The organism is Pusillimonas sp. ANT_WB101, assembly GCF_008369125.1.
Taxonomy (GTDB): Bacteria; Pseudomonadota; Gammaproteobacteria; order Burkholderiales; family Burkholderiaceae_B; genus Allopusillimonas.
The window spans coordinates 233715-246285 of record NZ_VOAY01000001.1 but is presented as its reverse complement, the minus strand read 5'-3'; the positions used below and the strand labels follow the sequence as shown (position 1 = coordinate 246285).

Genomic DNA, 12571 nt, shown 5'->3' with positions numbered 1-12571 from the left:
ACACTTCTTTCAGCGCAGCGCCACTGCCAATCCACAACAAAGAACGCAGTCACGTCTTAACTGCTACGCTACCAAAAAACGCCTATGACGACGGTTCCATCGAATACATCGATTCCATTTCTCTTCGCAGCTTATAGGCAGGTGTCGACACATCCATGTCTACATCGTCCCAGCAAAGGCTTTGCCCCTTTTTAACTGGCCGCAGCAGCTTCACGCCATGCGCCAGACCCAAAGGCACCCCGCCCAGTTCTAACGAGCGCTCGGCTGGAAGGAGCTTGCCCCACACCGTATACCCGCCTTCACCATCAAGCATTTCTCCGGCTTGAAGATCACGCTTGGCCGTTGCCACGACATCCGCTTGCCAGCTAAGAGCGACACCGGTCGATTCGCCACGCAGCGCGACACTGGCGACCGACATGCCTACTTCCAGCCCAATTAAATGCCAGCGCTTATAAAGCGTGAAATAACGCCCCGAGGGATCCGTGTGTGCGTTGTACTCTTCAAAGCAGTTGCGGATGTACTCTGTTTCGCCCTCGACCGTAACCCATACCCCCATGCGGATGTCATAGTCGATGACGCGCCCGTCGGGCTCCAGTGAAGACACCACCTCGACCATACCCTTGCGCTCCAGCACACCGCCTTCGCTGATCGGCCGGGTGACGTACGGAATATCTTTTACGCTTGCTGGCGGATACAGCAATCCGTTGGACGGCACGGTCAAGCCCGTCGCGTTAGCCACCGCAGCACTTTCAATCGATGGCTTGGAGCCATCAAGAAAACTGTTGAACATCTTGGGGTTTAGCCCGCCCCGGGCAGCTTGCTCAGGCGTGAGGCCGTAGTTTGCCCATACGGTTTCGGGGGTTGACTCAGAAAAATGAGGCAGCCACTTATGGCCCCGCCCCGCTGCCACCACCGGAAACCCACAGGTGCGTGCCCAATCAACCAGATCACAGATCAAGGCAGGCTGATCACCAAAGGCCAGCGAATAAACAACCCCTGCCTCGGCTGCACGGCTTGCCAACAACGGACCGCAAAAAGCATCTGCCTCGACCGTTACGTTTACAACGTGCTTGCCGTGCTCGAAGGCCGCCAATATATGCGTGACGGCGGCGATGGGGTTGCCTGTGCATTCGATAATAATATCGATGGCATCTTCGCGCATCAGCGCTTGCCAATCGTCAGTAATCCAGGTGGTGCCCTGCGCCAGTGCCTGCTGCATTGAGCTTGCCTGAGCGCGTTCAGCCTCCCACCCCACACGTTGCAGGTTGGCACGTGCAGCGACAGGCGAAAGATCGGCAATGGCCACCACATGCACGCCCGGTGTACGCGGAACCTGGGCAAGATACATGGCGCCGAACTTACCGGCACCAATTAAGGCCACACGAACCGGGCGTCCCTCTTCGGCGCGCTGCAACAACTTCTGATAAAGGCTCATAACTTAGGTCTCCACCCAAGCAGGCCTGGGATAGTGTCGGTGCACCGAGCTCGCATAAGATCGGCACAATAAATGAATAATGTCCGATACGGTATTCTGCATTCCCCTATTTGGTAACTAGGGGTTTGCTCTAGCCTGATATAAAAAGCGGCAGCCCGCGCTAGCCAGAATATTTTCCGTGGTGGTTTTGATTTGCTGAGGTAGTGAGGTTACCCGGTTTGATAAATGAGCGAGACTTTATCAACCAGCGCGAAAACGCCAAGGAGTAACCTTATGAACAGTGTTTCTCAGAACCTAATCAAACACACGACCAAACCGGTGTCCTACAAAGGAATAACCTTTACCGATCAACGCCCGCCATCCAGGCCTCTAAACCGTCAACCCACGACTCAGCCTTCAGGCCATATTTTTTTTCGATGCAATGTGCTCGCCAGTACAAATCGCTGAAATCTATTGACGGAGCGCTCTTGAAGGCAATGCCTACAATATTGCCGTCGTGAACCTCAGGCAGATTGGCTGTGGCATGAAAAACATCACCGATGACATTCAGGTGATCGAGATGTTCGGGGTAATCACAGAAAAGATTGATAGTGAGTATGCCTTCAGGCGTCAGACAGTCAGCACACGCCTGATAAAACTCGGCAGAACCTAACACCGGGCCAACGGCTAGGGCATCGTAAAGGTCTACCTGCAGTATGTCGATGGTGCCATGCCGGGCCGGGTCTCGAACAAAGTCCAGAGCGTCCATGGCCAACACGGTCAGCCGCTCATCATCACTGGGCAGGCCAAAGTGTGTGCGACAGGTTTCAATGACAGCCGGGTCGAGCTCAACGGCCGTTACCCGGCTTTTTGGAAACTGCTTCCAGCAAAACTTGGTAAGACTAGCCGCCCCCAAACCCAGTTGCACGATATGCCTGGGCTGATCCATAAACAGCATCCACATCATCATTTGCTGGATGTATTCAATTTCGAGGGCGTACGGGGCATCAAGACGCATCGCGCCCTGAACCCAGGGCGTCCCAAAATGCAGATAGCGCACGCCCTCCTCTTCGAGCAGCTTAATGCTGCCCGCGCTGGTTGCACTTGGCTGGGCAACAGGGTTAAAGACGTGCTGCATGATATAGGTGAGTTTTTGGTCTTCAGTCAACTAACCAAGGCTTGATCCATCCTAGCCCCTCCATGGTTCCTGTGGTCGGTCGATACTCGCATCCTAGCCAACCATCATAGCCAAGCTCTTCTAGCTGCCTGAAAATATAAGGGTAGTTCAGCTCGCCCACATCTGGTTCGGCCCTATCGGGGACGCCGGCAAACTGAATGTGATCAATCTGCGCGAAATGTTTGCGCAGATTCATGGTGATGTCGCCTTGGATAACCTGCACGTGGTAGATGTCCAACTGCAATTTAACGTTATCGCTGCCGATGTCCTGACGGATCTTCTCCGCGTCAGACAGGTAGTTTAAAAAATAGCCGGGAGTGTCACGCGTATTAACGGTTTCCAACATAAGTTTAAAGCCGTACTTACCGATTTCAGCGGCAGCGTATCGCAAATTTTCTAGGTAGACAGCTTCGTATTTGGCACGATCAGCGCCATCGGGCATTCGTCCGGCCATCGCGTGCAGACGCGGCGTGCCTATGATCGAAGCGTATTCGATTGCCAGGCTAACGCTATCCATGAACTCAACCTGCCGCCCGGGCAGGCAGGCGATCCCGCGTTCACCGGCGTCGAAATCACCCGGAGGCATGTTGAACAGCACACACGACAACCCATTAGCATCAAGCGCCGCTTTGATCTCTTCTGGGGTATGCGCATAGGGGAACCAGAACTCTACTGCCTTGAAACCAGCGTTGGCGGCTGCCTCGAAACGTTCAATAAAAGGAAGATGCGTAAACATCATGGTGAGGTTGGCAGAAAACTTCAGCATAGAAAATCCAAGTGAGAGGGGTCAGTTTTTTAATTTTTTGTAGCTTGACGCTGACGTATCAACGCGTGTCGCCGGGTATTATCAACCGTTGCGCCACCTTGCCCATGTCGGGGGTCCAGAACGTGGCATCGGCCGCCTTAATACGGATAGCGGCGTTTTCCATGTGATGCAGGGCGGCCGCACGCGCCGCAGCAGGGTCCTTGCGCGAAATCGCCTTCATGATCGCGGCATGCTCACTATGAACCTGTCGACTGAAGTCTTGGCGCTGCGCTTCGTTGGTGCGCGTCACATGCATCGCGGTCCGCAAATACTGACTTAAAAAAGAAAGCAATGAGGTGTACAGCGGGTTTCCGCTAGCCTGTGAAATGGCGGTATGAAAAGCTACGTCTTCATCCACGCCGTCACGGCCTTCGATTTCTGCCTTCCTTATATTGTCGAACGCTTTTTTTATACGCGAGTTTTGCGCAGAAGTACGACGTTCGGCCGCCAGCGCAGCCATTTCAGCTTCAACGCCACGGCGTAGTTCGATGACGCGCAACACAGCCAGAACAGAGTCTTGAAGATTCACGTCAAGCCGAAACGGCTTGGCAATATTTGCTTCGAGTACGCGTGTACCGCTGCCTCTGCGGGAACCGACCAAACCTTCTGACTTTAGGCGCGAAACAGCCTCACGAATAACCGTGCGGCTTACCCCAAAGCGCTTGGTCAGCTCGGCCTCGGAAGGAAGACGCGAGTGCACAGGAAACTTATTCTCTTGAATTTCGTGCAGCAGCACATCAGTTACCTGGTCTGCAAGCGTGCCTGATTTTTGCACCTTTTCGATTCCAGGTCCGTGCATATCACCCATGAAAAAGCCCTTATGTATCAGTTAATTAGAGGGCCCGCCACAGACCATTTACACATGGTTTTATAACGAATTCCCGCTAGATAAAACAGTTTTTTTGGTGTTGACATCATACAGATTAATCCATAAACTGCGTATTAATTTGTATGACAACTTTCAGGAAAACACGCAGATGCATATCGTCATCGCAGGGGCAGCGGGCTTTTTAGGCAATAAGCTTGCCCGAACATTATTGGATGTCGGCACGCTGATCGGGCCCAGTGGCCAACCTGAAAAAATCACCCGTATGACTCTGGTAGACGTTGTCGCACCCGTCGGCTTTTCAGATTCGCGCGTCGAGATCATTGAAGGCGACATCTCTGATCCAAAAATCGTTGACGCAATAATCATTCCCTCAATTGACAGCATCTTTCACCTGGCCGCAATCGTCAGTGGCCATGCCGAGGTCGATTTCGATCTGGGCATGAAGATCAATTTCGATGCCACACGTCAAATTCTGGACAGAGCGCGAGCCCTGGGTACGCAACCGCGCATGGTATTTACAAGTTCCGTCGCGGTGTTTGGCGGCGATCTTCCCGCAAAGGTGCCAGACAACATGGGTCTGATGCCTCAGAGTTCTTATGGCGCGCAAAAAGCCATGTGTGAACTACTGGTCAACGACTACAGCCGCAGGGGTTACATCGACGGTCGTGTTCTGCGTATGCCCACTATTTCCGTACGCCCAGGTGTGCCTAACAAGGCGGCATCCAGCTTTGCCAGTGGCATTCTGCGCGAACCGATAAATGGCCAGAATGCGGTATGTCCGGTCAGCAGCGATACACGCTTATGGTTAATGTCGCCGCGCCAGGCTGTACAAAACCTGATTTATGGACACAATGTGGATGCGACACAATTTGCAAATTCACGCATCGTCAGCCTGCCCGGGTTGTCAGTCACTGTACGCGAAATGGTCGACGCGCTCGAAAGCGTAGCAGGTACCGAAGTGACGCAGCGTATTCAGTGGATTGAAGATGACGCAGTCAAACGCATCGTCAATTCCTGGCCTGGCGATTTCGAAGCAACCCGAGCCAAAGCCATGGGCTTCACTGCCGACACCGACTTCATCAGCGTTATCCGTGCCCACATTCAGGACGAGTCAGCAGCATGACCATTATGCTGGGGTGCATTGCCGATGATTTCACTGGCGCGACCGACTTGGCAGGTATGCTGGTGCAAGCCGGTATGCGAACCGTACAAATTATTGGTGTGCCATCGCAGCCATTGTCCAACGATGTTGACGCGGTGGTTATTGCGCTTAAGTCTCGTACAAATCCGGCGTCCGAAGCAGTCATCGACTCGTTGGCTGCACTGCATTGGCTACGCGATGTCGGCTGTCGACAAATTTATTTCAAATACTGCTCTACGTTTGATTCGACTGATCAAGGAAATATCGGGCCGGTAATTGATGCGCTCATGGACGCGCTCAAAACTACCTTTACCATCGCCTGCCCCGCATTTCCCGAAAACAAACGCACGATATTTAAGGGCCACCTGTTCGTGGGGGACACGTTGCTATCCGAAAGCGGAATGCGCGAGCACCCGTTAACCCCCATGACAGATTCAAACCTGGTCCGTGTCCTGCAACGACAAACGAAGAAAACGGTGGGGCTGATTGAGCACAGTACCGTGGCCGCGGGCACCTCCGCCATTCGTGACCGCATCCAGCAACTGCAGGCTGAAGAAACACACATCGCCATCGTCGATGCTATTTCAAACCACGACTTACTGCAGATCGGTGCAGCATGTTCCGAACTGCCCCTGGTCACAGCCGGTTCGGGCATTGCGCTGGGGTTGCCTCAAAACTTTCGCGCACAAGGCGTGCTGGAGTCTCAGGATGCCACGCAAAATCTGCCGCAAACCAGCGGGCTACGTGCCGTTATCTGCGGCAGTTGCTCGCAGGCGACGCAGGCTCAACTCGCCGATCTAATCGCGCGCGGCACACCAGCCTACGCCATTGACCCCATGCGCCTGGCCGCCGGCCAAAGCGCTGTGGCCGATGCATTGGCATGGGCCGAGCCTTTGCTACAAAAAGGCCCTGTGGTGGTTTACGCAACTGCTACTGCCCATGATGTAAGGCACGCTCAAAAGCAATTGGGTGTTGAACAGGCCGGCGCGCTGGTTGAAGACGCTCTCGCCAGGATCGCTCAGGGTTTAGTCACGCTAGGCGTACGTCAGCTGATCATAGCGGGTGGCGAGACATCAGGCGCGGTGGTAACTAAACTGAACATCCACAGCTTGCGCATCGGGCCACAAATTGATCCCGGGGTACCTTGGACAGTTAGCTTGGGCGAAACATCGATCGCGCTAGCCTTAAAATCGGGCAACTTCGGCAGCGTGGATTTTTTCAGCAAGGCATGGAAGCTTCTACCATGAGTGAAGCACGTCTACGTGAACAAATCTGCAGCTTCGGCGCCTCCCTGCATCAGCGCGGCCTGACCGCCGGTAGCAGCGGCAATATTAGCGTGCGCACCGACGATGGTTGGCTACTGACGCCAACCAATAGTTCCCTGGGCACACTGGATCCCGCACGTCTTTCTAAATTAGACTGGAACGGCAAACTTTTGGCAGGAGACCCTCCTTCCAAAGAAGCTTTCCTGCATCGGGCCATGTACGATGAGCGCAAGGGGGCGGGGGCGATTGTGCACTTGCACTCAACGCATTCTGCAGCCGTTTCTTGTATGTCCGGCCTAGACCACCATAGTTGTATCCCACCTCTTACGCCCTATTTCGTCATGAAGATAGGCCAGCTCCCGCTGATTCCTTATCACCGGCCCGGTGACCCAAATCTGGGCGATGCCATACGCGGCCTGGCCGGGAAGCACAGCGCCGTCCTGTTAGCCAATCATGGTCCTGTGGTGTCCGGCAATACACTCGAATCAGCTGTTTACGCTATCGAAGAACTCGAAGAAACCGCCAAACTCTTCCTGCTATTGCAAGGGCACAACCCTAGGGTGCTGACCGAAGAACAGATCGCCGAGCTTAAAGCCGTATTCAAGCTCTAAGCTTCGTGAAGGTTTACGATATCAATCACCGTGGAAAACAATGCCAAAGCTTGCTGCAAACATAAGCATGATGTTCACCGAGCAGCCTTTTCTGGATCGCATCCAGGCTGCTGCCAACGCTGGCTTTGCCGCCGTTGAGTTCTTATTTCCCTACGAACATACGACGCAAGAGATCTCGGCGCAATTGAGTGCCCATAAGATCAAGAACGTTCTGTTCAACATGCCGCCTGGAGACTGGGCTGCAGGCGAGCGCGGCATAGCCGCACTGCCTAGCCGCCAAGATGAGTTTCGAGCTGGGTTAGCCAAGGCCATCGCCTATGCCAAAGTGCTAGGCACTCCCAATATTCACGCCATGGCAGGCCTGCTGTCTGCCGCCTCAGACGTAGCAGAATGCCGCGCCATCTTCATTGAAAATCTGAAGTATGCATGTGCAGAATGCGCCCCGCACAATATCACCGTATTAATAGAGCCTATCAATACCCGCGATATGCCTGGGTATTTTCTTAACTATCAAGATCAGGCCCATGCCATCCGCGCAGAGGTCGGAGCATTCAACCTCAAAGTCCAGATGGACTTCTATCATGTTCAAATCATGGAAGGCGACATTGCCACTACCTTCCGGAAATACCAGCCTCATATTGGCCATGTTCAGATCGCAGGCGTACCCGACCGCCACGAACCCGATCTGGGAGAGGTCAATTACGCTTATTTGTTCTCATTGCTAGACGAGTTGGGCTATGACGGTTGGGTCGGCTGTGAATACAGGCCTGCCAAAGAGACAGCAGACGGCCTGGGTTGGGTGAAAACGCTCCAGCTCTAAATACACAAAGAGCAGTCCAAATGCCTGTACGGCTGCTCAGCGCCGTTACAGGCATTTTTTTTACCCAAGCCAGCCTCAAGCGCTGAGACAAAAATGCAAAAAGTCTTAACGCGCGTCTAACTGAATCTGCAACATTGATGTGGGTACGGCACCAGCGCGGCAGAGTGTTGCGTGAGGGATGCCCCAGCTCCCGAATCACTGGCGCCGTGCGTTTGTCGTGCTTGATGCACAGCCGCATCGCCGTATGCGATCTTCATACGAATACATGAACTACTCTTCCACGTAGTCCAAGATTATTTCCGTACCTACCTAGAACGTGCGGTCAAAAATAATGGCCACTGACACGCCTTGTCGTTCTATTAAACCAAGTTATTCTGTCTTGTGTAAGGCAGGTTAAATGGTTTAGCTGCGCCTTGGGTTATTTGTGATACACAATATCGCGCAATAATAACGAGATTGACGGGAAGTAGGTAATTATTAGCACACAGCTCATCACCACCAGAACAAAGGGTAAAAGCTTGGGGACGATCTGGTCGAGCGATATTTTTGCGACGGCGCAAGCAGCATACAGATTAACACCGAACGGCGGTGTAATCATGCCCATAGCCAGATTTACCACCATGATCAGGCCGAAATGAACCGGATCAACACCAAACAACATTGCGACCGGAGCGAGAATAGGAGCCAGAACGATGATGGATGCGGATGTTTCGATGAACATGCCGATAACGAATAACGCGGCATTTACGCCTAGCAGAAACAAGGTTGGGCTGGTCAAATGCTCCGCCAGATACCGCCCTATCATGTCAGGTATACCCGCCCGAGTGAGCATGAAGCTAAACAAGCCCGCATTTGCAATGATAAACATGATCACTGCGGAAGACAGCACTGATTTTTTCAGCACTAATTTTAATTTGGGTAAATCAATTTCGCGGTAAACGAAATAACCAACGATCAAGGCATAGAACACTGCCACCACAGACGCTTCTGTGGGAGTGAAAATTCCGCCATAAATCCCGCCCAAAATGATGACAGGCATTAGAAGCGCGAACCCAGCATGTTTTGTTGCCGCCAGCACATTCAGTTTGCCCACGCCGTCGTTCTTGCCATAGCCGTAAATTCGCGCATAGATCAAGGTAAAAGCCATCAGCGCGACGCCGATCAAGATACCTGGACCGATCCCGGCAATGAACAATTCACCAATAGAGACTTCGGCGGATACGCCATAAAGAATCAATGGAATCGACGGAGGAATAATGCCGCCGAGCTCTGCTGAGGTGGCTTGTAGTGCGGCAGCATAACTGACTGGATAGCCATGCTTGATTAAAGCCGGTATCAAAATTGCGCCGATGGCAAAAGTCGTCGCAACCGATGAGCCTGAAACGGCTGCAAAAATCATGCATGTGAGAACACATGTGGCAGATAGCCCGCCTTGAACACCACCGACCAATGATTTTGCAAACTCAACCAATCGTCGGGATATGCCACCCGTCTCCATGAGGTTGCCGGCCAAGATGAAAAAAGGAATAGCGGCCAAGGGAAACTTATTTATTGAATTAAATATTTCCTTAACGACCAACAACATGTTGGCTTCGGCTACCAGCACACCTACTACGCTGGCAAGTCCGATTGATACCGCAATTGACACCGAGATCGCGAAGCAGGCGATCATCGTAAAAAGCATGGCTGTGGACATGAACGCTCTGAGTTTAGATGTTTCTTATGAAGGGCTATAGGGCCGTAGACAGCTCATCGTGTCGCGGTTCGAGGAAATTACCGACAACACCAAACATGGCAAATATTGCCCCCACAGGCAGGGCCAAGAACGCCCAAAACATGGAAAAATACTCCAGACCTATGATTGTTTGTACGGCGCCGCGTTGAGCGTAGTCCCAGCCATACCAGGCAATAATGCCCAGCATAGTTAGAGATAACACTGCGATTACGCCTTCCAAGAAGCGTTGAAACCGAGGAGGAGCCAGCCGATGCATCAAATCAACTGACATCATGGAGCCAAAACGAAAGGCAGCTGGGATGCCTAAAAACACCATCCACACCAAGGATATGCGCACGCTAACTTCGCTCCACTCTGAAGGGAGTTCGAACACAAAACGCATTAGTACTTGCACCATGCCCATGCATACCGCAATTACCATCATTAGGCATGCAAGACTGAGGGATAACGAGGTCAAACGGCGTTCTAAACTTAGGAATGCGGATTTCACGTCTGGCCGATAGAAAAAATGTTGGAAAAATGCCCCGAACAAGGGGCACTTTATACTTCTCAGCTTATTGCACGGCTCGGATAGCGTCCATGTTGTCCTTGCCGAACTGCTTCTCAAAGCTCGCCATGACGGGCTTTAAAGCCTCCTGAAACTGGGCTTTGTCTATCGTCTCAACGATCTCCATACCCTTGCTAGTCAAATCGGCCACCGCGTTCTTTTCGTCCGAATCAATGCGGTCACGGTTGGCTTGAACCCCAACCTTCGCAGCTTGAATAAACGCCTTCTTGTCAGCGTCAGACAGTTTGTCGAATGAAGCTTTGTTCATTAAGTACATACCGGGAGAATAAACATGGCCGGTAAGCGTTAAGTATTTTTGCACTTGGTCGAACTTGGAAGCCGTAATTACCGAAATGGGGTTCTCTTGCCCATCAACTGTACCTTGCTGCAAAGCAGTAAACACTTCGCTGAAGGCCATCGGCGTGGGGATAATACCAAATGCCTTGTACGCCTCAATGTGCACGGGGTTTTCGACGGTGCGCATCTTCAGACCCTGCATGTCGGTCGGCACTTTAATCGGGTGCTTGTTGTTTGTCATGTGACGAAAGCCATTTTCGCCCCAGGCAAGAGCCTTGAACCCCCTGGCATCAAATTTCTTCAATAGATCGTCGCCAATGGGGCCGTCCAGTACAGCGCGCGCATGGGCGTAATCACGGAACAAAAAAGGCACATCTAGTATCTTTACTTCAGGGACAAAATTTGGCACTGGACCGCTAGATGTCCAAGTCAACTCTTGCGTGCCCATCTGAACCGATTCCATCGCTTCACGTTCGGCTCCCAGCGAGCTGGCATAGAAAGTTTTGATGACATAGCGACCATCGGTAAGCTTTTCTACTTCTTTCGCAAAGGTGTCGATTGCGACGCCTTGATGGGAATTTTGTGGTGAAGAAATACTGATACGCATAACCGTCTGTGCCGATGCTACACCTACGGCAAAACTAGTAGTCAATAACGACAATGCAATAACCATCGTGCTGCGGTGAAACGATTTCATAGATGCCCCCTGAATAACCCGGAATAGATTCGCGGAATAATTATCACACTTAAGCTGTATTACAACTTGAGTAATTACAACATATGTATTACAACTTTTGCAAACTTGATGATGCTAAAAACACAGGGGTAAACCCTTGATTTCTTGAGCATGCAAGGTGGTCTGCATCGCTCAAGGCTACTAGGCTGCATGCTCAGTGCCGCCGAACTACTTACTCATGGTTCACCGCAGGACTGCCCTTGGCTATTCTTTGGTCTTTACAGTGCGCGATGTTTTCACAACTGACTCTCCCTTGCGACCTTTCACAAGCCGCTCATAAAGCGCCTGCGCGGCGACCGAAAGGCCTTTATCTCGCCGTTTAATCAAGTAAATAGATCGACGCAGGCCAGGCCACCGTAGCAGGCGCGTTTCGATTTCGGGGTGTTGAAAATGAAATAGCGTCAGTGCCGGCACCACGCTAATGCCGAGCCCCGCGCGCACCATGCCCATGACTGTTGCCAACTGATCAACTTCAATCAGCGTACGCATCTTTAGCGGCAACGTGGCCGCATCAAGATACTGCCGCACGCTGCTGTCACGCGACAAATGAATAAAGTCGAAGGCCTGAAGGTCTCGGGGTTTGAGATTAGCGCGATCGAGCAATGGGTGCCCGCGTCGCGCAACCAGATAGAACTCATCCGTCTGAAACGGTTCCGCGCGCAACTCTGGCGTATCCACCCGTGTCGCGGCAATCGCAATGTCTGCCCGCCCCGAGCGCACACTCTCGATACAGTTTTCTGACAGAACATCGAATACTTCTAGCTCAATATCGGGAAACTGTGCATGGAAAGCAGCCAGCACATCCGGCAACCAGCCCGCAGCCAGGGAAGGCAACAACGCAAGGGCTACACGCCCACGCTTGAGCTCCACCCGCTCGCGTACACTGGCCAGGGCAGCCTCTATTTCAGCGAGGACGCGCTGAGCGCCATCAAAGAAGTCTCGCCCCTCGACCGTCAGGTCCACGTGCCGAGTACTACGATCGAACAGCCGTGCACCAACCTCTGTTTCGAGCGCACGAATCAAAGCGCTGAACGCAGGTTGTGACAAATGGGATGCGGCTGCGGCACGCGTAAAACTTTTAAGCTGGGCCAAGTTAACAAAGGCACGCAATTGGTGCGCAGACAGTCTGGCGCTATTTATTTGCATTATCTATAAATGAATTCAAATATTCAACTTTACAACATATACCCGGTA

Annotated in this window: 12 protein-coding genes; 4 read left to right on the top strand and 8 right to left on the bottom strand. The window is 52.4% G+C overall.

What is annotated here, in order from left to right; genetic code table 11:
• Nucleotides 1-82: 82 nt before the first annotated feature.
• From FQ179_RS01150 to FQ179_RS01135, 4 genes are all read right to left on the bottom strand, one after another.
• Nucleotides 83-1435 (bottom strand): NAD(P)H-dependent oxidoreductase, encoded by a 1353-nt coding sequence (locus tag FQ179_RS01150; protein WP_149395440.1) that lies wholly within the window; start codon nucleotides 1433-1435, stop codon nucleotides 83-85.
• Nucleotides 1436-1775: 340 nt separating this feature from the next.
• Nucleotides 1776-2582 carry a fused MFS/spermidine synthase gene (locus FQ179_RS01145; RefSeq protein ID WP_255474784.1) on the bottom strand — a complete coding sequence of 269 codons (807 nt, stop codon included), beginning with the start codon at nucleotides 2580-2582 and terminating at the stop codon, nucleotides 1776-1778.
• Nucleotides 2575-3357 (bottom strand): 2-oxo-tetronate isomerase, encoded by a 783-nt coding sequence (gene otnI, locus FQ179_RS01140; RefSeq protein ID WP_149395439.1) that lies wholly within the window; start codon nucleotides 3355-3357, stop codon nucleotides 2575-2577. Before otnI (FQ179_RS01140) ends, FQ179_RS01145 begins: the two co-directional genes overlap by 8 nt.
• A gap of 58 nt (nucleotides 3358-3415) precedes the next feature.
• Nucleotides 3416-4204 carry a FadR/GntR family transcriptional regulator gene (locus tag FQ179_RS01135; protein ID WP_149395438.1) on the bottom strand — a complete coding sequence of 263 codons (789 nt, stop codon included), beginning with the start codon at nucleotides 4202-4204 and terminating at the stop codon, nucleotides 3416-3418.
• Nucleotides 4205-4373: 169 nt separating this feature from the next.
• On the opposite strand from FQ179_RS01135, the gene denD reads away from it, so the two are divergent.
• Genes denD through otnI (FQ179_RS01115) form a run of 4 tightly spaced genes read left to right on the top strand, consistent with a single transcriptional unit; the run spans nucleotide 4374 to nucleotide 8062 of the window.
• Nucleotides 4374-5348 (top strand): D-erythronate dehydrogenase, encoded by a 975-nt coding sequence (gene denD / locus FQ179_RS01130; RefSeq protein ID WP_149395437.1) that lies wholly within the window; start codon nucleotides 4374-4376, stop codon nucleotides 5346-5348.
• On the top strand, nucleotides 5345-6613 hold the full coding sequence (gene otnK / locus FQ179_RS01125; protein WP_149395436.1) for a 3-oxo-tetronate kinase: 1269 nt from the start codon (nucleotides 5345-5347) through the stop codon (nucleotides 6611-6613). The genes denD and otnK overlap by 4 nt, the downstream gene beginning before the upstream one ends.
• On the top strand, nucleotides 6610-7242 hold the full coding sequence (gene otnC / locus FQ179_RS01120; RefSeq protein WP_149395435.1) for a 3-oxo-tetronate 4-phosphate decarboxylase: 633 nt from the start codon (nucleotides 6610-6612) through the stop codon (nucleotides 7240-7242). Before otnK ends, otnC begins: the two co-directional genes overlap by 4 nt.
• 40 nt (nucleotides 7243-7282) lie before the next feature.
• Nucleotides 7283-8062 (top strand): 2-oxo-tetronate isomerase, encoded by a 780-nt coding sequence (otnI, locus tag FQ179_RS01115; RefSeq protein ID WP_149395434.1) that lies wholly within the window; start codon nucleotides 7283-7285, stop codon nucleotides 8060-8062.
• Between the two features lie 418 nt (nucleotides 8063-8480).
• On the opposite strand, the gene FQ179_RS01110 is transcribed toward otnI (FQ179_RS01115), so the two are convergent.
• The 4 genes from FQ179_RS01110 to FQ179_RS01095 all read right to left on the bottom strand — a co-directional run bounded on the left by FQ179_RS01110 (nucleotide 8481) and on the right by FQ179_RS01095 (nucleotide 12523).
• Nucleotides 8481-9758: a TRAP transporter large permease gene (locus tag FQ179_RS01110; RefSeq protein ID WP_149395433.1), complete on the bottom strand. Its 1278-nt coding sequence runs from the start codon at nucleotides 9756-9758 to the stop codon at nucleotides 8481-8483.
• Between the two features lie 34 nt (nucleotides 9759-9792).
• Nucleotides 9793-10221, bottom strand: a complete 429-nt coding sequence (locus tag FQ179_RS01105; RefSeq protein ID WP_370459826.1) for a TRAP transporter small permease — start codon at nucleotides 10219-10221, stop codon at nucleotides 9793-9795.
• A gap of 130 nt (nucleotides 10222-10351) precedes the next feature.
• The gene (locus FQ179_RS01100) at nucleotides 10352-11314 is read right to left on the bottom strand and encodes a TRAP transporter substrate-binding protein (protein ID WP_149396851.1); all 963 of its coding nucleotides are present in this window, start codon (nucleotides 11312-11314) and stop codon (nucleotides 10352-10354) included.
• Between the two features lie 267 nt (nucleotides 11315-11581).
• Nucleotides 11582-12523 (bottom strand): LysR family transcriptional regulator, encoded by a 942-nt coding sequence (locus FQ179_RS01095; protein WP_149395431.1) that lies wholly within the window; start codon nucleotides 12521-12523, stop codon nucleotides 11582-11584.
• Nucleotides 12524-12571: the final 48 nt, after the last annotated feature.